Below are 19,778 nucleotides of genomic sequence, written 5' to 3'. Positions count from 1 at the left end.
GCGTGTGAGCCACCTCTCAAGGTTGTGCAAAACGACCTGTAGTCTTCACTCATGAGACTTAATGCACTTGGACTCCGCAGGCCGGGCGGCCGGCACGGGGGCCGCGGCCGTGGCTGCTGAGGACCCGGAGCGGCTCGGCTTCGTCACTCTGGCGCAGTTCCTGGGCCAGTTGCCGGCACTGGCCGTCGTGCACGACGGCGGCAACGGCCAGGAGCGCCTGCGCTGGGTGGAGCCCAGCGAACTGGAAGATCCCACCCCCTACCTGCTCGACGGCGAGTTCCTGCTCACGGCCGGCCTGCCGTTCGTGGGCGGGGGCGGCAGCGAGGAGGCGGTGGACGCTTACGTGCGGCGCCTGGTCCAGGCCCGCGTCGGCGCCCTGGGCTTTGGCCTGGAACCGTACTTCAACGCCGTGCCCGATGCCGTGGTGCGGGCCTGCCGGCAGCACAACCTGACGCTGGTCGCCATCCCGGAGAGCCTCCCGTTCGCCGCGCTGGGACTGGAATTCTCCCGGCTCCTGGAGTCGGACAACGCCAAGACCTTCCGCCAGTTGGCCGACACCAGCCGGCAGCTCATGCGCGCGGTCTTGTCCGCGCGCCCCGAGCACGAACTCCTCGCGGCCCTGGTCCAGCGCGTCCCGGTTTGGGCCGTGCTGGTCGGCGCCGACGGGCGGGTGCGCGCCCGCGGTTCGGGCCCCTCCCCCGGTCCGCGGGCCGCCGGCGCCGCTGCCGGCACCGTGCCGGGAGTTGACTCCGCCGACCTGCAGCCGCTGCTGGCCAGGCTGCTCGCCGGCAGCGGTCCGCGGGTCGAGATGGATTCGTTCGACGCCGCGGGCTCGTCCCTCGTCTTCGGGTATCCGCTGCGCAGCACCCGGGACGCCAACCTCGGCGCGCTCATCCTCGGCACGGACGCCCCGCTGACCCCGGCCCAGAACAGCGTTGTCTCCACCGCGGTCGGGCTGCTGGAACTGCTGGTCCGCCAGCGCATCAGCGGCTCCCTGGCCCCGAGCCAGCTGGCCACGGCGCTGCTGCTGCACCCGGAGAGCGTGGCCTCAGGATCCGCACGGCATGTCAACGGGTTCAAGGACCTGCTGGCCCAAAGCATCTCCTCCACCCGGTCCGGCCAGCTGCGGGTCGTGCAGGGTCTCCGGATTGACGCCGCCCCGGACAGCTCCCGGACCCCGGGCGGACCGGGGGAGGCTCCGGTGCGGGCGCTGCTGGAGTGGCGGCGGCTGTTCGACACAAAGCTCGTGGAGCTCACCGAGTACGGCTTTGCCGCCATTACCCGGTTAAAGGTCGACGACGCCCTGCTCGCCGAAGTGGAGCGGCTCGGCTGGCGCCTGGTGATCGGCAGCGGCACCGATTTCGCGAACCTGCCGGAGGCTTACCGGCAGGCCGCTTCACTGCGCAACCGCGTTCTCACGAGCCGCCGGAGCGTCCGGGCGGATGACGTGACGTGGTCGGTGGCCGGCCTGTTGGGACCCGCTGCCGGCACCCTGCTGGCGGGCCATCTGCTGGCGCCCCTGCTCGCCCTCGAGCCGGAGCGCCGCGACAGCCTGCTCGGCATCCTGCGGGCCTGGCTGGGCGAAAACGGAAGCTGGGACGCCACGGCAAAGGCCACGGGACTGCATAGAAACAGCGTCCGCCGGCAGATCGGCATCATCGCTGAGTTGCTGGGCCTTGACCTCAACCAGGCCCAGGCGCGCGCGGAACTCTGGATCGCCCTGCAGTACCAGGCCGAGCCTGAGCCGCCCGCCCCGGCCACCGCAGGTCAGGCGTCCGGCGCACCGGCCAGCGCAGGTCAGGCGTCGGCTGCCGGTCAGAATCCCCAGGAGCGGTAGACCTCCGGGCGGCGGTCGCGCAGGTAGTCCACGGCGTCCTCGATGCCGTCTGCCGCGGCGTGGCCGGTCTCACCCAGCTCGGCAAACAACAGTTCCGGCCCGGCCCCGGCCGCGGCCAGGACCGAGCCGTCCGGGCCTGCGACCATGCTGCCGCCGCGGAAGTCGCTGTCATCCTCCGAACCGGTGTGATTGGCGTAGGCGACCGTCAGCTGGTTCTCCAGGGCGCGGGCCCGGATCAGCACCTGCGGCACGACGTCGAATCCGCCGGCGAGTGCCGTCGGCACCAGCAGCAGGTCCGCGCCGCGCAGGGCGGCCGCCCGCGCCGACTCGGGAAACTCGATGTCGTAGCAGATGACCAGCGCCGTTTTGAGCCCGTGGAAATCCACGACGCCGGGGGCAGCCGCGGCGGGCGTGAACGCCGCCCGCTCGTCCGGGCCGAACAGGTGCACCTTGTCGTAACTGAGCAGCTCCTCGCCCGCCTCGTCGACCAGGGTGGCGGAGATGTGCCACCCGCCGGCCGGCGTCACCGTGGGCAGGCTGTAGACCAGGGCGATGTCGTTGCGCCGCGCGATGCCGGCCAGGGCTTCCCGGAGCGCGGGCAACCTGCCGGGATCGAACGCCTCCCGCAGCCGCCGCGGCGCGTAGCCCACGGGGAAGAGTTCCGGGGTCACCAGCAGCTGCGCGCCCGCGGCGGACGCATTGCGCGCCGCGGCCTCCACCGCGGCGCAGTTCGCCTCGATGTCCAGCACGGCGGAGTTCGCCTGCATCAGGGCCAGCAGCACCATTACCACCTCACGTTTCCGGACGCCTCCGCGGGTCGCGGCGGGTTCTCCCGACCAGAGTATCCGTGGCCCGGAACGCTGGGTGTGGTGCAATTCCACCCGGCCAGCGTGCCGGCGGGGCAGAACGTCCTTGCCGCATAGACGGCGGGTGCTGAACGCCCTCTCCCCGGCATTCGACCGGCGCGGCCGTTATCGTTGCGTTAACTTCTTGACTACAAGGCGCGAATGCGTCACGCTTCATAGCATGCCCTCACCAACGCGCTCAACGAGGAGCCGAACCAAGAACCCCGGATCGCAGTCCGCCCTCCGGCATTTGAACCAGCAGCGGATCATCGAATGCCTCCTCGCAGGCCCATCCACGCAGGCGGAACTGGCCCGCCAGACCGGGCTTTCGACAGCCACGGTCTCGAACATCGTCAAAATCATGCAGGACGCCGGGCTGGCCTCGACTGAACCGATCACCAGTTCCGGGCGGCGCGCCCTGAACGTCCGGCTCAACAGCAACGGGGCCGTCGCCGTCGGAATCGACTTCGGCCGGCGCCACCTGCGCGTCGTGCTGGCCTCGCTGAGTTACCACGTGATCGCTGAAGAGTCGGTCCTGCTGCCCCTGGGCCATCACGCCGAGGAAGGCATCCAGGCCGCCGTCGGCGTGCTGGACCGGCTGCTCACGGACAGCGGTGTGGAACGCAGCGCCCTGGTGGGTGCCGGCGTCGGAATTCCCGGCCCGATCGACCGCCGCACCGGCACCGTGGCGCAAGGCGCGATCCTGCCCGAATGGGTGGGCATCAACATCCTCAAACGCCTCGAAGAAGCGCTGGAACTCCCCGTCTTCGTGGACAACGACGCCAACCTGGGCGCCCTCTCCGAGGTCACCTGGGGGCCGCACAGCGGCATCAGCAACCTGATGTTCCTCAAGATCGGCTCGGGCATCGGCGCGGGACTGATCCTCAACGGTGTCCCGTACTACGGCAACGTGGGCATCACCGGCGAAATCGGCCATGCCACCATCCACGAGCACGGACTGATCTGCCGCTGCGGGAACCGCGGCTGCCTGGAAACCATCGCCTCCACCACCACCATGATCGAGCTCCTGAGCCGCGGCGAGGACCGGCCGCTCTCGCCTGGGGACATCGTGCGCAAGGCCCTGGAGAAGGACTCCGCCACGCTCCGTGTCGTGGACGACGCCGGGCTCGCCGTCGGGCGCGCGCTGGGCAACGTGGCGAACCTGATCAACCCCGAGGTCATTGTGGTCGGCGGCCCGCTGGCGGGCCTTGGCCAGCTGCTGCTGGACCCGATCCGGCGCGGCCTGATCCGCCACGCGGTGCCGGTCATTGGCGAGACAACCACCCTCACGATGTCGTCCCTGGGCGACCGGGCCGAGGCCCTCGGGGCCACGGCTTTGGTCTTCCAGCACGCCGGAATCCGGCGAAACTAACCATTTCGTTATGTGCCTGTTGCGTTAAAGACTTGACGACAAGGGCTGTGATCCAGTTTACTTTTCCATCAGACGGCCCTGCGGTTTGCAGGGGCGGACAACGAAGTCATGCATTGGAGGCGTAAGGGCAGATGACGTCCCTCAACACGCACAGTGATCCGCTAATCCTCGAGATGCGCTCCATCACCAAGGAGTTCCCCGGCGTTAAAGCTTTGGCCGATGTGAGCCTGCGGGTGAAGGCCGGCGAGATCCACGCCATCTGCGGTGAGAACGGCGCCGGTAAATCGACCCTGATGAAGGTGCTCTCGGGCGTGTACCCCTACGGCACGTACACCGGGGACATCGTTTACCAGAACGAAGTCCAGGAGTTCAAGGACATCAGGGCCAGCGAGCACGCCGGCATCGTGATCATCCACCAGGAACTCGCGCTCATCCCCGAACTGTCGATCATGGAGAACATCTTCCTCGGCAACGAGCCCACCAAGCGCGGCGTGATCGACTGGGCCGAGGCCCGGACCCGGTCCACCGAACTGCTGGCCCGGGTGGGGCTGCGCGAGGACCCGGAGACCCCCATCAAGGAGATCGGCGTCGGCAAGCAGCAGCTGGTCGAGATCGCCAAGGCCCTGAACAAGTCGGTCAAGCTCCTGATCCTGGACGAGCCCACGGCGGCGCTGAACGAGTCCGACTCCCAGCACCTGCTGGACCTCATGCTGGGCCTCAAGGGCCGCGGAATCACCTCGATCATCATTTCGCACAAGCTCAACGAGATCGAACAGATCGCCGATGAGATCACGATCATCCGCGACGGCAAGTCAATCGAGACCCTGAACGTCAAGGCCGACGGCGTCGACGAGGACCGCATCATCAAGGGCATGGTGGGCCGGACCCTGGAATCCCGGTTCCCGGACCACGAGCCGAAGATCGGCGATGTCCTCTTCGAGGTGAAGAACTGGAACGTCGGGCACCCGCAGATCCAGGACCGCCTGGTCTGCAAGAACTCCAGCTTCTTCGTCCGCCGCGGCGAGATCGTCGGGTTCGCGGGCCTGATGGGGGCCGGACGCACCGAACTGGCCCGGTCCGTGTTCGGGCGCTCGTACGGCCGCTTCATCTCGGGCCATGTCTACAAAGACGGCAAGGAACTGCAGCTCAAGAACGTCCGCCAGGCGATCGACGCCGGGCTCGGCTACGTCACCGAGGACCGCAAGTCCCTGGGCCTGAACCTGCTGGACGACATCAAAGCCACCACGGTCTCGGCAAACCTGCGCAAGATCAGCAAGAACTTCGTGGTGGACGCCAACAAGGAATACGCCGTCGCGGAGGAATACCGGAAGTCGCTGCGGACCAAGACGCCCTCCGTGGAGGAAGGCGTCGCAAAGCTCTCCGGCGGCAACCAGCAGAAGGTTGTGCTGGCGAAATGGATGTTCACCGACCCGGACGTGCTGATCCTGGACGAGCCCACCCGCGGGATCGATGTCGGGGCCAAGTACGAGATCTACGGCATCATCCAGAAGCTCGCCAACGAGGGCAAGGCCGTGATCGTCATTTCCTCGGAGCTGCCCGAGCTGCTGGGCCTCTCGGACCGGATCTACACGATTTTCGAAGGCGCCATCACCGGCGTGCTGAACAAGGACGAAGCCAGCCAGGAAAGCCTCATGAAACTCATGACGTCCGCCCGCAAGACCGCTTGACCCTTTGGGACAAACCAGAACAATCCGAACACCCCGGACACAAGGACTGAAACAATGAACGCGCTCAAGAAGCTCTTTGGCGGCAACACCCGCCAATTCGGCATGATCTTCGCCCTGGTTGCGCTGATCGTGTTCTTCGAGATTTTCACGGAGGGCCGCACGCTCACATCGGGCAACGTCATCAACCTCTTCAACGGCAACTCCTACATCCTGATCCTCGCCATCGGTATGGTGCTGGTCATCATCGCCGGGCACATCGACCTCTCGGTCGGTTCCGTCGCGGCCTTCGTGGGTGTCTGCGTGTCACTCTTCATCCGCGACTGGGGCCTGCCCTGGTACATCGGCGTCCTGATGGGGCTGGGACTCGGCGTCCTGATCGGGGCCTGGCAGGGATTCTGGGTGGCCTACGTCGGCATTCCCGCGTTCATCGTGACGCTGTCCGGCATGCTGATCTTCCGCGGCGCCAACCAGTTCGTCGGCAAGTCGAACACCATCCCGGTCCCGGCGGATTTCCAGTACATCGGCTCCGGCTATCTGGCCGAGTTCGGCCCGAAGACCGGCTACAACAACCCCACCATGCTGATCGGCCTGCTCGCCGTAGCGTTCGTAATCTTCAGCGAGATCCGGTCCCGCCGCAACGCCAAGAAGCTCGGCGCCGAGGTCCCTGAAGCCTGGGTCATGGTCCTCAAACTGGTGCTGGTCTGCGGCGCCATCCTCTACGCGACATACCTCTTCGCCACCGGCCGTCCGGGCACGTCTTTCCCGGTTCCGGGCCTGATCCTCGCCGTCCTCATCATCGTCTACGGCTTCATCTCCTCCAAGACCGTCATCGGCCGCCATATCTACGCGGTCGGCGGCAACCGCCACGCTGCGGAGCTCTCCGGCGTCCAGTCCAAGAAGGTCAACTTCCTGGTCATGATGAACATGTCCTTCCTGGCCGGCCTCGCCGGGATGATCTTCGTCGGCCGCTCCACCGCCTCGGGACCGTTCGACGGCGTCGGCTGGGAATTGGACGCCATCGCGGCCGTCTTCATCGGCGGCGCCGCGGTCACCGGCGGCGTGGGCACCGTGATCGGCTCGATCATCGGCGGCCTGGTCATGGCCGTCCTGAACAACGGCCTGCAGCTGCTCGGCGTCGGCGCCGACCTCACCCAGATCATCAAGGGCCTCGTGCTCCTGATCGCCGTCGCCTTCGACGTCTACAACAAGACCCAGGGCAAGAAATCGATCGTCGGCATGCTGATGAAAAACTTCGGCCGCAGCAGCGAGATCAAGGCCGACGAGACCACCCAGACCAAAGAGGTCATCTCGAGGGGCATCTGACCCCCTCCCCCGGTTCCCCAACCCCACAGTTCTCCGCACACCACCAAAAGAAAGTGAACCAAGCAATGCGAATGATTGGTAAAGCAGGAAAGGCAGCAGCAATCGCTGCTATTGCGGCACTGGCGCTGACAGCCTGCGGCCGTTCCGACACCGGAACCACCAGCGGTTCCTCCACTGGAGGCGAAGCATTCCCGAAGGGATCCGCGATCGGCGTCGCTCTCCCCCAGAAGACCTCCGAAAACTGGGTCCTGGCCGAGCAGCTGTTCAACGACGGCCTCACCAAGGCCGGCTACAAGCCGGACGTGCAGTTCGCCAACGGCGGCGTCTCGGAGCAGCAGAACCAGATCAGCGCCATGATCACCAAGGGCGACAAGCTCATCATCGTCGGCGCCATCGACGGTGCACAGCTGGGCACCCAGCTCCAGCAGGCCAAGGACGCCGGCGCAACGATCATCGCGTACGACCGTCTGCTGCTGAACACCCCGAACGTGGACTACTACGTGGCCTACGACAACTTCAAGGTCGGTGAACTCCAGGGCAAGGCGCTGCTGGACGGCATGAAGGGCAAGAAGCCGGAGGGCCCGTACAACATCGAGCTCTTCGCAGGTTCCCCTGATGACGCCAACGCGAAGGTCTTCTTCGACGGCGCCATGAGCGTCCTGAAGCCGAAGATCGACGACGGCACCCTCAAGGTCCTTTCGGGCCAGACGAGCTTCGAGCAGGCTGTGACCCAGGGCTGGAAGGCAGAGAACGCCCAGAAGCGCATGGACACCCTGCTCGCCGGAACCTACGGGACCGCCCCGCTTGATGGCGTGCTGTCCCCGAACGACACTCTGGCCCGCGCGATCCTGACCTCCGTCAAGGCCGCCGGCAAGCCGCTTCCGATTGTCACCGGCCAGGACTCCGAGGTTGAGTCGGTCAAGTCCATCATGGCGGGCGAGCAGTACTCCACCATCGACAAGGACACCCGCGCGCTCGTTGAGCACTCGATCGTCATGGTCAACGACGTTCAGGCAGGCAAGACGCCTGAGATCAACGACGACAAGTCCTACAACAACACGGTCAAGGTTGTTCCCGCCTACCTGCTGGAGCCGGTCATCGTCACCAAGGACAACGTCCACACGGCGTACGAGAACGACCCGGTCCTCGGCCCGATCACCAAGCAGTAGTTCCTTATCTGGGCGTCCGCTTCACCAGCCGCGCCAGAGTACAGAGCCCCGGCTCTCCCGCAAGGGAGGGCCGGGGCTTTTGCGTTGGCCGTGATGCGCTGGCGGTGGTGCGCCGGCTGGGACCTTGGCGACCTTAGCGGTGACCTTGCCTGTGGCGAGGCGCTTCACAGCAGATCCATAGCTCCCGGGGGAGGTTCGCACAGCGGCCCGTACCACTGTGGGACCAGCGCCGGGCATCGGGTCCGGCAGGAGATACCCCAGAGACACCCAAGAAAACTAGGAGCACCGTGAGCGTTCTTGCCCGGAGTGTAGGCAACGCCTTTCGAAACAAGGTCAGGACCGCCGCTGTGGTGGCGGTGCTGGCCGTAGCCATTGGGCTTGCCCTGGCCATGCTCGTGGCCAACCAGGCCGTCACCGGCAAGGTTGCCGAGCTGAACGCCTCGGTGGGCACGGTCCTGACCGTGAACCCGGCCGGCGGCCAGGGCTTCGAGGGCGGCGGCGAGCCGCTGACCTCGGCGCAGGCAGCGACGGCGGCGGCCGTCCCCAACGTCAGCACCGTGGTCGGCACCAAGGCGCTGCGCCTGCGCAACGCCGCTGACATTGCCGCCGAGGCCGCGTCAGGACGGACAGGCCAAGGCGGCCCCGGCGGCCAGTCGGCCACCTCCGTCACCACGAGCCTCACGGCCGCCGTCGACGCCGGCACCCTCGGCAACCGTAACCAAGCCAGTACCGGCGCCTCCGGAAGCAGCACCTCGGGCATTACCGGCGGCACCGCGCAGGCCGCGCCGGCGTTCTCGCTGCCCATCACGGCAACGGGCATCGGCGCCGAGGTGGACTCCACCGGCAAGCCCCTGCAGCTGACGCAGGGCACCGGCCTGGGCAACTACACCGCCGCGTCCACCGGCGCCCTGCTGGGCACCACCCTGGCCACCAAGAACGGCCTCAGCGTGGGCTCGACGTTCACCATCGGGGACCAGAGCTTCACCGTCCGGGGGCTGTTCGACGCCGGGACCGCGTTCGGCAACAATGCGCTCTACGTGACGCTGCCGACCGCCCAGACCCTCGCCGCGCTCCCGGACGAACTCTCCACCATGATCGTCACGGTCAACAGCATGGAAAACGTCGACGCCGCCAAAACCGCCCTGCAGGCGGCGCTGGGCTCCGACAGGGCCGACGTCACCCAGGGCCAGCGGAACCTTGAGACCGCCGTCAGCTCGCTGGACAGCGTCAAGAACATTTCCTTCATCGCCTTCGTCGCGGCCCTTGGCACCGCCGGCCTGATCATCCTCCTGATCATGGTCATGCTGGTCCGCGAACGACGCCGCGAGATCGGTGTCCTGAAGGCCATCGGCGCCCCGAACCGCACCATCGGCCTGCAGTTTGTGCTGGAGGCCCTCGTGCTGGTGGCCATGGGCAGCGTGGTGGGCGCCGCCGTCGCCTCCCTCGCAAGCGGCGGCATCGCCAGCGCCCTCATCAGTTCAAGCAGCAGCACGAGCGCGGCGGCCACCGGCCAGCGCGGCGGCGCTGGCGGCTTTCCCGGGGGCGGGTTCCCGGGCGGGGCGGGCGGACCGCTGGGCGGGGCCAGCCAGCTGCTGACCTCCGTGACGGCGAGCGCCTCCCCCGGCGTCATCGCCGCGGGCATCGCCGCAGTTTTCGGCGTCGCCATCATCGGCGCGCTCGTCCCGGCCCTGCTCACCGCCCGCATCCGTCCCATCGAAGTCCTCCGAGGAGAATAGCCATGATCGAAGTCAAGAACCTGGTCCGCACGTTCAAGTCCGGCGACCGGACCATCAAGCCGGTCAACGATGTCAGCTTCGAGCTGGAGCAGGGCACGCTGGCCTCGATCGTGGGCAAGAGCGGCAGCGGCAAGAGCACCCTGCTCTCCTTGCTCGGGGCGCTGGACAAGCCCACCAGCGGCGACGTGGTGGTCAACGGCGTGAGCCTGGCCAGCATGCCCGACGGGAAACTGACCAACTACCGGCGCCGGGACATCGGCTTCGTGTTCCAGCAGTTCAACCTGATCCCGAACCTCTCGGCCGTGGACAACGTGATGCTGCCGATGGAATTCGCCGGCGTGCGCAAGGCGGCGCGGGCCGAGCGGGCCCGGCAGCTGCTCGAACAGGTCCAGCTCGATCCGGACAAGCACGGGCGGCGCATCAACCGGCTCTCCGGCGGCGAGCAGCAGCGGGTGGCGATCGCCCGGGCGCTGGCGAACGAACCCAAACTGATCCTGGCCGATGAACCCACCGGCAACCTGGACGAACAGACCGGCGAGCACATCATCGAGCTGCTCAGCACGCTCAGCCGGGACCACAACACCACCATCCTGGTGGTCACCCACGACCGTGCCCTGGCCAACAAGACGGACCGGCGCTTCCGGCTCCAGCAGGGCCGGCTCACGGAGGAACCGGCCCGGAACCGCGCGACGGCGGCCCTGACCGGCTGAGGACCGGCCGGCTGCGGGGACTTCGGCGGCGGAGCTGCGGGCAGGCCTTGGGGGCCCGCCCGCAGCTCCGGCGTCGAGCCGCCGGGGCTGAACTTCGTGAGACTGGATCTCCGCGTCGAACCTCCGCCATGCCAGGGCCGTCAAGACCGCGGCCCGCCCGCCCCTGGGTGAGAAGATGGCATCATGTCTGCCCTCATCGCAAAGCCGTGGCTGTTCAGCCAGCCGGACCAGGACCCCCGCACAGCCACCGGTGCCAGGCTGCGCTGGGGTGTCATCGCCACCGGCGGGATCGCCGCTTCGGTCACACGCGACCTTGGGCTGCTGGCGGATGCGGAACTGTACGCCGTCAGCTCCCGCACACAGGCGGCCGCGGACGCGTTCGCGGCCGACTACGGCTTTGTCCACGCCTACGGTGACCAGGAGGGCGCCAGTGGCTATGCCCGCTTGCTCGCCAATGACGCCGTCGACGTCGTCTACGTCGCCACCCCGCACGCCCACCATCACAAGATAGCCCTCGCCGCCCTCAACGCCGGCAAGCACGTGCTGTGCGAGAAGGCCCTCACGATCAATGCCCGGGAAGCAGCCGAGCTGATCGCGGCGGCCCGGACCAACGGAGTCTTCCTGATGGAGGCGGTGTGGAGCCGGTTCCTGCCCAGCATGCAGCGGGCGTTCGAGATCGCTGTCTCGGGCGAGATCGGCGAGGTGAAATGGGTCGGCGCCGACCTCGGCTTTCCGGCGCCGTACTCGCCCGGTTCCCGGCTTTGGGCACCCAAGGACGGTGGCGGCGCCCTGCTGGACATGACGGTCTATCCCCTGCTCTGGGCGCTCGGCACCCTGGGGTTCCCGCAAACGGTCAGCGCCACCGGCTGGCTGAACGACGACGGCGTCGACGCCCAGAATGCGTTGACGCTCGGTTACCACCACGGCGCCCAGGCCCAACTGACCTCGTCATTGATGGCCTACGGCCCCCGCACGGCCACCGTCGCCGGCACCAAGGGCTACCTCCAGAGCCCCGGCTCCATCAACAACCCGAAGGAACTGCTGGTCCGGATCGGCTTCGAGGGGCCCCGGACGGAGCAGTTCACCGTGGTGGGACGTGGCTACACCTACGAGCTCCGCGAGGTCACGCGGTGCATCCAGCAGGGCCTCACCGAGAGCCCGGTCATGCCTCTGGAGGACTCCCTGAACACCATGCGGCTTTTCGACGGCGTACGCGCGCAGCTCGGCGTGAGCTACCCCAACGACGCCCACTAACCGCCTCGCATTTTCCACGCCCCAGGCAACGGACCCGGCGCATTCCAAGTGTCTCGGTATGCCTACAGTTTCGGCCCCGCTCTGGACTCTCCTGTTGGGGCCGACTTACCCTGTAGGCAATTGTCCAGTCTTCCGGGATCGGGGGTGCGCGCATGGATCCTGCAGCAGCGTCCTCCCGCGCGGGCCGCACCTTGCGCCCCCTGCGCCCCTTGCGGCGCGTGCTTTTGGCCGCCGTCGCCGGCGCCGCGTGGCTGACACTGACCTGCACGGCCGCGCAGGCGGACGACGCCTGCGCGTTCTACGGGACGGCCGACGACGCCGGGGAGAGCACGGCCGCCGCCTCCTGTACGGACGCCGACGACCTCCCTGTTCCCTCCCTCGACGGCGTGGTTTCCGTGGACATCTCTGCGGTCCCGGCGGGCGCCTGGGCGGCGGGCTCTGTTCCGGGGCCGGGAGCAGCTTCCGCCGACGTCGTTCATGCCGACCCGAACGGGCCCGCGGACACCGCCCCTGACCCGGCGGTTCCCGACGCGCCACCGCCCGCCCCTGGGCCGGCGGCACCGGACCCGGTGCTCCCCTCTCCGGCGCTCCCTGACCCTTCGCTCCCTGCGCCGGCACTCACCCCGCCGGCAACCGGGCCTGTGGTGGACCCTGCGGTTCCGGTCCCCGGTGTTGTTCCGCCGGTGGTGGACCCTGCGGTTCCGGTCCCCGGTGTTATTCCGCCGGTGGTGGACCCTGCGGTACCGGCTCCAGCACCTTCGTCGCCCGGCGACCCGGCGGCCCCGGCTCCGGCTCCGGATCCAGCAACTCCGCTCCCCGGCGACCCGGCGGCCGGGCCACCAGACGGCGTCGTTCCAGACGGCGTCGTTCCAGGCGGCGACGTCGCGGCGGGATCGCCTGCGGGGACGCCGGCCGCTGTCGATGGCGAATCGGCACCGGCGGGCGCCGCAAAAGCAACCGCCGCCAACGCAGCACCAGCTGAACTGCCGGCGCCTGCTCCCACCGGCACCGTGGCGGCCCGTCCGTTCCCGGCATCTCCTTCCCCGGGTGCCACGGTTGCCTATCCCGCCTTGCTGATCCCTGAACCCCGGGGCGCGGCAGCTCTCCAGTCCGGCGCTGCCCCGCCGGCCAAGGCCCCTGCCGGGACCGGTGAACCGCCGGCTCCCTCCGGCAACCCGGGTCCGAGCCCATGGCATGGCGGAACGGGACTGCCTGCGCCTGACGCACTCCCGCCGGCTCCGGGCTCGGGGTCCGGCAGCGGGCACTCCGGCGGCGGGCCTGCCGGAACGGCTGCGTGGATGCCCAGCCTGGTCTTCTACGTGCCCACCATCGGGGCCGACGCCATCGGCGGACCGCTCCAGCACGAGTACGCAGCCGTTAGCGCTGATCCCGGTTCTTCTCCTGACTAGTCGGGCCGTCTCTGCCTCCACAGAGCACGGCCCGTCGGGCTGCCTTTGCCGCCCGCCAACAGTCACCCAGGAGAATCCCCCATGGACACGACCGTCCACCGCCGGGCTTCCGGCACCCCAATTCCCGCCGGCCTGACCCTCTCAGCGCCCGCCCACCCTGAGCGCTCCGGTCCGCAGCCGAGGCCCGGCTGCAAGCCCCGCCCGCCCTAGCGCATGCCACCGCTCCCATCAAGGTCCTGTACCGCCGGAGCGAGGTCGTTGGGTCCGCTGGGGGACCCAACGGCATGCTCCGGCGGAGGGGCGTCCGCGGGTGGGGGTCCGGTGAGGGAAGACGCTTCGGCGCCGGGACCGGAGGTCCCCCGCGCACCACGCGGACCGCAATCAGATACCCGTACCCGTATCATTCTTTAGGAGCGCCGCCGGGGCGCACACGAAAGGTACGGGGACAGCGTGGACAGTTCGCCCAACAGCATCATGGCGGAGCCCCTGGGCGGCCGCTATCAGCTGGGGGAGGTGATTGGCCGGGGCGGCATGGCATCGGTCTACACGGCCAAGGACCTGAACCTTGGCCGGGACGTTGCCCTGAAACTCTTTGCACCGCAATCGGCGGATCCTGACGAGCTTCGCCGGCAGGAAGCGGAGATCGAACTGCTGGCGACCCTGAATCATCCAAGCCTGGTGACGCTGTTCGACGCCGGGACGGACACCCGGATTCCCGAGGAGCCCCGGCCCTTCCTGACCATGGAGCTCGTGGACGGCCAGGATCTGCGGACCCGGATCCGCCACAGTCCCCTGCCGCTGGCCGAGTTGGCCGTGGTGGGCGCCGGGATCGCCGATGCCCTCGCCTACGTCCACGGCCTCGGCATCGTCCACCGGGACATCAAGCCCGCCAACATCCTCCTGGTGCCGGTCCGGCCGGGAGAGCCGCTTCGGCCCAAGCTCACAGACTTCGGCATCGCCCGGATCATCGACGGGACCCGGCTGACCGCCACGGGAACCATGGTGGGAACTGCCGCCTACCTCAGTCCCGAACAGGCCCGCGGTGCCGACCTCGGTCCGGCGAGTGATATCTACTCGCTGGGCCTGGTCCTGCTCGAATGCCTCAAGGGCGAGGTGGAGTACCCGGGCAGCGCCGTCGAATCCGCTGTGGCCCGCCTGCACCGCGCCCCCGTCATCCCGGACGCCGTGCCCGAGGAGTGGGCCCGGCTCATCCAGGCCATGACCGTCCTGGACCCGTTGGACCGCCCCGCGGCCGCCGATCTCGAGGCAGCCTTCCGTGTTGCCCTCGTTTCCCCCGGATCGCTGCCCGGGCCCGTCACAACGGAACCCACCCGGGTCCTCCCGGCCCCGCCGGCAAGGCGGCCCCGCCCACCCAGGCCCGGAGCCGCAACGGCTGCGGCGTCGAGAACACGCCCCCTGAACTCGCTGGACCCGGATGCCCTGCCGCTGCGGCCGCGCCGCCGCCGCTCCGTGTCGCGCGGGGCCGCATGGTTCCTCCGGGCCCGGCCCCGCACCCGCGTGGCCGTGCTGCTCGCCGCGCTGGCAGTCCTTGCCGTCGTGGCGACGATCGCGGTCGCCCTGTCCGCCCCCGCGGCGCCCGACGTCGTCCCCTACCCCACCGTCACCGGACCGCTCGGCGATCACCTGAGGGAACTGCAGAAGGGTGTGGAACCATGAGCGATTCGCGAACCGCCGGGCAAGACCGCGGCCGGGTGAGGTATCGGGTGTCCGCAAGCCTCCTTGCCGGACTGCTGGCCGCCGGGGCTTTGGCCGGTTGCGGCTCCCCCGCCCCCGAACTGGGCAGCGGCGCGGCCCGGCAACTCCAATCCGAAGTCTTGGCTGTCAGCCAGGCTGCAGCCGCCAACGACCCGGAGGGTTCCCTGAAGCACCTTGACGAGTTGCTGACCCGGCTGGATGCCGTCGCCGCGAGCGGCGAGGTGTCCTTCAGACGCCACCAGAGCATCAAGTCATCGATTGACGCCGTCCGGGCGGACCTTACCGCGCAGCAGGCGGCCGAGGCGGCCCGGAAGGCTGCGGAAAAAGCAGCGGCTGACAAAGCGGCAGCCGACAAAGCAGCGGCTGAAAAGGCTGCCGCGGCTCAGGCAGCAGCCCAGGTCGCTGCAGCGCGGACGGCCCCGGCCGCCGTCGCCCCGGCCCCGGCCAAGGCCGCCACCGGGAAATCGAAGCACAAGGGCAACGGCAAGGCCTGACCCCGCAGCCCTCCCCCGCCCGGCCGCTCCTCTTTCCTGCCATCCTCCGACCAGCCACCCCTACGACCAGCAGCGACGCGCGCACCGGAATCCCGGGCGGACAGCAGAACGCCCCGCCTCCCTTTCGGGAGACGGGGCGTTCTGCGTGGCGGCCGGCCCGGGCGCTGCCTGAGGTCTGGCGCCGGTTGAGGCTGGGACTACTTGGTCAGCGTCGCAAGCACTTCGCTGAACTTCGACGACGGGCGCATGACCGCTGCAACCTTGGCCGCATCCGGCCGGTAGTACCCGCCAAGGTCCACCGGGGAACCCTGGACGGCCAGGAGTTCGCCGGTGATGGTGTCCTCGTTGGAGTTCAGCGCGTCAGAAACGGCGGCGAAGGCCGCGGCGAGCTCGGCGTCGTCGTTCTGGCTGGCCAGTTCCTGGGCCCAGAACTTGGCCAGGTAGAAGTGGCTGCCGCGGTTGTCCAACTCGCCGGCCTTGCGCTTCGGGGACTTGTCCTCCAGCAGAAACGTGCCGGTGGCCCGGTCCAGGGTGTCGGCCAGGACCTGGGCGCGGGCGTTGCCGGTGCTGGTGGCGAGGTGCTCGAAGCTGACGGCCAGTGCGAGGAATTCACCCAGGCTGTCCCAGCGCAGGTGGTTTTCCTTGAGCAACTGCTGGACGTGCTTCGGGGCGGATCCGCCGGCGCCGGTCTCGAACAGGCCGCCGCCGTTGATCAGCGGCACCACCGAAAGCATCTTGGCGCTGGTGCCCAGTTCCAGGATCGGGAAGAGGTCGGTGAGGTAGTCGCGGAGCACGTTGCCGGTCACCGAGATGGTGTCCTCGCCCTTGCGGAGGCGCTCCACCGTGAAGGCCGTGGCCTCATCCGGGGACATGATGGCGATTTCCAGGCCCTCGGTGTCGTGGTCCTTGAGGTATTCCTCCACCTTGGCGATCATCCGGGCGTCGTGCGCGCGCCCCTTGTCCAGCCAGAAGACGGCGGGCGTGGCGGAGGCGCGGGCGCGGGTGACGGCCAGCTTGACCCAGTCGCGGATCGGCACGTCCTTGGTCTGGCAGGCGCGCCAGATGTCGCCCGGGGCAACCTTGTGCTCGATCAGCACGGTGCCGGCGTCGTCGACGATCTGGACGGTGCCGGCGGACTGGATCTCGAACGTCTTGTCGTGGCTGCCGTATTCCTCGGCGGCCTGGGCCATGAGGCCGACGTTCGGGACGGTGCCCATGGTGGTGGGATCGAAGGCCCCGTGGGCGCGGCAGTCATCAACCACGACCTGGTAGATGCCGGCGTAGCTGCTGTCCGGGAGGACGGCGAGGGTATCGGCTTCCTGGCCGTCGCGGCCCCACATGTGGCCCGAGCTGCGGATCATGGCCGGCATCGAGGCGTCGACGATGACGTCGGAGGGCACGTGCAGGTTGGTGATGCCCTTGTCGGAATCGACCATCGCGAGTTCGGGGCCTTCGTTGAGGCCCTTTTCGATGGCTGCCTGGACCTCGCCGCGGATCTCCTCCGGCAGGTCCTCGAGGCCGTTGAGGATGGAGGCAAGGCCGTTGTTGGGGCTCAGGCCGGCGGCGGCGATCTGCTCACCGTAGGTGGCGAAGAGGTCCGCGAAGTAGGCCTTGACGACGTGGCCGAAGATGATGGGGTCCGAGACCTTCATCATGGTGGCCTTGAGGTGGGCGGAGAACAGCACGCCCTCGTTCTTGGCCCGGGCGACCTGGGCTGCGAGGAACTCATCCAGCGCCGCGGCACGCATCACGGTGCCGTCGATGACCTCGCCGGCCAGGACCGGGAAGGCACGCTTGAGGACCTTGACGGTGCCGTCTTCCTTGACGAGCTGGATCTTGATGTTGGTGTCGGCCTCGATCACCACGGACAGCTCGTTCGAGCGGAAGTCGTCGGCGTCCATGTGGGCCACGTTGGTCTTTGACTCCGGAGTCCAGGCGCCCATGCTGTGCGGGTTCTGGCGGGCGTAGTTCTTGACCGAGAGCGGGGCGCGGCGGTCCGAGTTGCCTTCGCGCAGGACCGGGTTCACGGCGGAGCCCTTGATCTTGTCGTAGCGGGACCGGATGTCCGTTTCCTCGTCCGAGGAGGGGTTGTCCGGGTAGTCCGGCAGCGCGTAGCCGTGGCCCTGGAGTTCGGCGATTGCGGCCTTCAGCTGGGGCACGGAGGCGCTGATGTTGGGCAGCTTGATGATGTTGGCTTCGGGCGTCTTGGCGAGGGCACCAAGCTCGGCCAGGGCGTCGCTGACGCGCTGCTCTTCGGTGAGGTAGTCGCCGAACACGGCGATGATGCGGCCGGCCAGCGAGATGTCGCGGGTCTCCACTTCCACACCGGCCGTCGAGGCGAACGCCTCAATGATCGGCAAGAACGAATAGGTGGCCAGCATCGGCGCTTCGTCGGTGTGGGTATAGATAATCTTTGCCATTGCGCGGGCGTCTCCCTGAAGGTCTGGGTATTTCCGGAATCTTGTGTTATCTCAACACCCCTAACTTACCCGAGGTGCCCCCGTTGGCGCCTACCGGCGTCGTGCGCGGACGGATGAGTGACATCACGACACGGCATAACAAAAATTGACAAGCGACTTTACAGGTTAGTCAAATTGCCGTAGTTTCGTTCCATCCAGCGGCCGCCAACAGCGGCCGCCCCGCTTTTCCACCGGTTAGGACACCCATGAGAACACCCAAGACTCTGGCCACCAGCCTGCTGACTCTTTCGGCCGCCGCGCTGCTGGCCCTGAGTGCCGCGGGGGCGGCCACGGCCTCCCCCGCACCGGCCAAGGCACCGGTTTCCACCTCCGATGTCGCCAGCCACACCGTCACCGAGACGGGCGCGGCCGACTACTGGACCGCGGAACGCATGCGCAGCGCCGTCCCCGGCGACGTCCTGGCCGACAGGGCCATGAAGCGCAACGGCAAGGCCACCGCGGCCAGGGGCCCGGCGGAAACGGGCGCGCCGAGCAAGGTCGAGGCCGCGGCTCCCAAGCTGCAATCCCAGACGCTCCAGACCAAGACCAATGCGAGCGAAACCCCCGTCCCGCACATCGGCAAGGTCTTCTTCACCCTCGGCGGGACGAACTACGTCTGCTCCGGCAACTCGGTCTCCTCCGGCAACAAGAGCACGGTCTCCACGGCCGGGCACTGCGTGAATGAGGGCCCGGGCGCCTTCGCCACCAAGTTCACGTTCGTCCCGGCGTACCTGAACGGCGCGGCCCCCTACGGCAAGTGGACGGCCAAGGCCCTCTACGCCCCCACCCAGTGGAGCTCCTCGGGTGACATGACCTACGACACCGGCTTCGCCGTCATGTCCACGCTCAACGGCCAGTACCTGAGCGACGTCGTCGGCGGCTCCGGGCTGCAGTTCAACGCCGCCCGCGGCCTGAGCTACAAGTCATTCGGCTACCCCGCCGCAGCGCCCTTCAACGGTGAATCCCTCAAGAGCTGCTCCGGCACCGCCACGAACGATCCCTACAACCCGCAGTTCAACACCCAGGGGATCCCCTGCAACATGACCGGCGGTTCCTCAGGCGGTCCGTGGTTCATCGGCACCAGCGCCGCCGGCTACCAGAACTCCATCAACAGCTACGGCTACGGCAGCAACTCCACCAAGATGTACGGCCCGTACTGGGGCAGCGTGATCCAGCAGGCCTACACCACGGCGGCCGCTTCCTGATCTGAGGGCGCGGGGCCCCGTTCGCGCGGGGCCCGCGCTCCGTTCGCGGGGGCCTGTTCGCGGGGCCCGCGCTCCGTTCGCGGGGGCCTGTTCGCGGGGCCCGCGCTCCGTTCGCGGGGGCCTGTTCGCGGGGCCCGCGCAGCCGGGCTTGTCTACCCTGTTTACCCTGTTTACCCCAGCGCGGGGTCATTGCGTCCCATCTTCAGCAGTGGGGAGGACGCAGTGGCCCCGCGCTGGCTTTATGTGCGACGGCGGATCGCCCCCCCTGGACATGCCCTCCGCTAACACCAAGGCCCGGACATATACCCCACATGTCCGGGCCTTGCCATGAGGAAAGGACATGTCCTCCCGGGCGGCTTCTCGGCGCTTGGGAACGAATGAGCATGTCCCCCGGATGGCCCGCTGCGCTCCAGAAAGAACGGGCATGTCCCCCGGCTGGCCCTGGCAGCCGAGGGTCGCACGGGACATGCCCTCTCCACACTCCGAAGCCTGGACATATCCCCCATATGCCCACTCCTTGCCGCGAAAAATGAGCATGTCCCGCGGAAAGAATGAGCCTGT

Annotated in this window: 14 protein-coding genes; 12 read left to right on the top strand and 2 right to left on the bottom strand. The window is 68.2% G+C overall.

The window, feature by feature from the left end; genetic code table 11:
• Positions 1 to 61 precede the first annotated feature (61 nt).
• Positions 62 to 1,837 carry a PucR family transcriptional regulator gene (locus tag AC1DKN_RS10420; RefSeq protein WP_476871223.1) on the top strand — a complete coding sequence of 592 codons (1,776 nt, stop codon included), beginning with the start codon at positions 62 to 64 and terminating at the stop codon, positions 1,835 to 1,837.
• Here the strand turns inward: AC1DKN_RS10420 and AC1DKN_RS10415 are convergent.
• Entirely contained in the window at positions 1,816 to 2,622 is an 807-nt protein-coding gene (locus AC1DKN_RS10415) for a nitrilase-related carbon-nitrogen hydrolase (RefSeq protein WP_476871222.1), read from the bottom strand. The genes AC1DKN_RS10420 and AC1DKN_RS10415 overlap by 22 nt on opposite strands.
• A gap of 241 nt (positions 2,623 to 2,863) precedes the next feature.
• Here AC1DKN_RS10415 and AC1DKN_RS10410 point away from each other — a divergent pair, with 241 nt between their 5' ends.
• The 10 genes from AC1DKN_RS10410 to AC1DKN_RS10365 all read left to right on the top strand — a co-directional run bounded on the left by AC1DKN_RS10410 (position 2,864) and on the right by AC1DKN_RS10365 (position 15,553).
• Positions 2,864 to 4,054: an ROK family transcriptional regulator gene (locus AC1DKN_RS10410; RefSeq protein WP_028277321.1), complete on the top strand. Its 1,191-nt coding sequence runs from the start codon at positions 2,864 to 2,866 to the stop codon at positions 4,052 to 4,054.
• A gap of 131 nt (positions 4,055 to 4,185) precedes the next feature.
• The gene (mmsA, locus tag AC1DKN_RS10405) at positions 4,186 to 5,742 is read left to right on the top strand and encodes a multiple monosaccharide ABC transporter ATP-binding protein (protein WP_026537837.1); all 1,557 of its coding nucleotides are present in this window, start codon (positions 4,186 to 4,188) and stop codon (positions 5,740 to 5,742) included.
• A 54-nt stretch (positions 5,743 to 5,796) separates the two neighbouring features.
• Entirely contained in the window at positions 5,797 to 7,065 is a 1,269-nt protein-coding gene (mmsB, locus tag AC1DKN_RS10400; protein WP_243180208.1) for a multiple monosaccharide ABC transporter permease, read from the top strand.
• Between the two features lie 65 nt (positions 7,066 to 7,130).
• On the top strand, positions 7,131 to 8,234 hold the full coding sequence (locus tag AC1DKN_RS10395; protein WP_476871221.1) for a substrate-binding domain-containing protein: 1,104 nt from the start codon (positions 7,131 to 7,133) through the stop codon (positions 8,232 to 8,234).
• A 287-nt stretch (positions 8,235 to 8,521) separates the two neighbouring features.
• Positions 8,522 to 9,970: an ABC transporter permease gene (locus AC1DKN_RS10390; RefSeq protein WP_476871220.1), complete on the top strand. Its 1,449-nt coding sequence runs from the start codon at positions 8,522 to 8,524 to the stop codon at positions 9,968 to 9,970.
• Between the two features lie 2 nt (positions 9,971 to 9,972).
• On the top strand, positions 9,973 to 10,680 hold the full coding sequence (locus AC1DKN_RS10385; RefSeq protein ID WP_476849134.1) for an ABC transporter ATP-binding protein: 708 nt from the start codon (positions 9,973 to 9,975) through the stop codon (positions 10,678 to 10,680).
• A 183-nt stretch (positions 10,681 to 10,863) separates the two neighbouring features.
• Positions 10,864 to 11,934: a Gfo/Idh/MocA family protein gene (locus AC1DKN_RS10380; protein WP_476871219.1), complete on the top strand. Its 1,071-nt coding sequence runs from the start codon at positions 10,864 to 10,866 to the stop codon at positions 11,932 to 11,934.
• A gap of 152 nt (positions 11,935 to 12,086) precedes the next feature.
• Positions 12,087 to 13,343 carry a hypothetical protein gene (locus AC1DKN_RS10375; protein ID WP_476871218.1) on the top strand — a complete coding sequence of 419 codons (1,257 nt, stop codon included), beginning with the start codon at positions 12,087 to 12,089 and terminating at the stop codon, positions 13,341 to 13,343.
• Between the two features lie 474 nt (positions 13,344 to 13,817).
• Entirely contained in the window at positions 13,818 to 15,020 is a 1,203-nt protein-coding gene (locus AC1DKN_RS10370; protein ID WP_476859222.1) for a serine/threonine-protein kinase, read from the top strand.
• Positions 15,017 to 15,553: a mucin-associated surface protein gene (locus tag AC1DKN_RS10365; protein ID WP_476871217.1), complete on the top strand. Its 537-nt coding sequence runs from the start codon at positions 15,017 to 15,019 to the stop codon at positions 15,551 to 15,553. Before AC1DKN_RS10370 ends, AC1DKN_RS10365 begins: the two co-directional genes overlap by 4 nt.
• Positions 15,554 to 15,750: 197 nt before the next feature.
• On the opposite strand, the gene AC1DKN_RS10360 is transcribed toward AC1DKN_RS10365, so the two are convergent.
• On the bottom strand, positions 15,751 to 17,973 hold the full coding sequence (locus AC1DKN_RS10360) for an NADP-dependent isocitrate dehydrogenase (RefSeq protein WP_476871216.1): 2,223 nt from the start codon (positions 17,971 to 17,973) through the stop codon (positions 15,751 to 15,753).
• A 245-nt stretch (positions 17,974 to 18,218) separates the two neighbouring features.
• Here AC1DKN_RS10360 and AC1DKN_RS10355 point away from each other — a divergent pair, with 245 nt between their 5' ends.
• On the top strand, positions 18,219 to 19,217 hold the full coding sequence (locus tag AC1DKN_RS10355; protein ID WP_476871215.1) for a trypsin-like serine peptidase: 999 nt from the start codon (positions 18,219 to 18,221) through the stop codon (positions 19,215 to 19,217).
• Positions 19,218 to 19,778 lie beyond the last annotated feature (561 nt).

Source organism: Arthrobacter sp. 01N444 (assembly GCF_056399305.1).
This window is presented reverse-complemented; position numbering and strand designations above follow the sequence as displayed.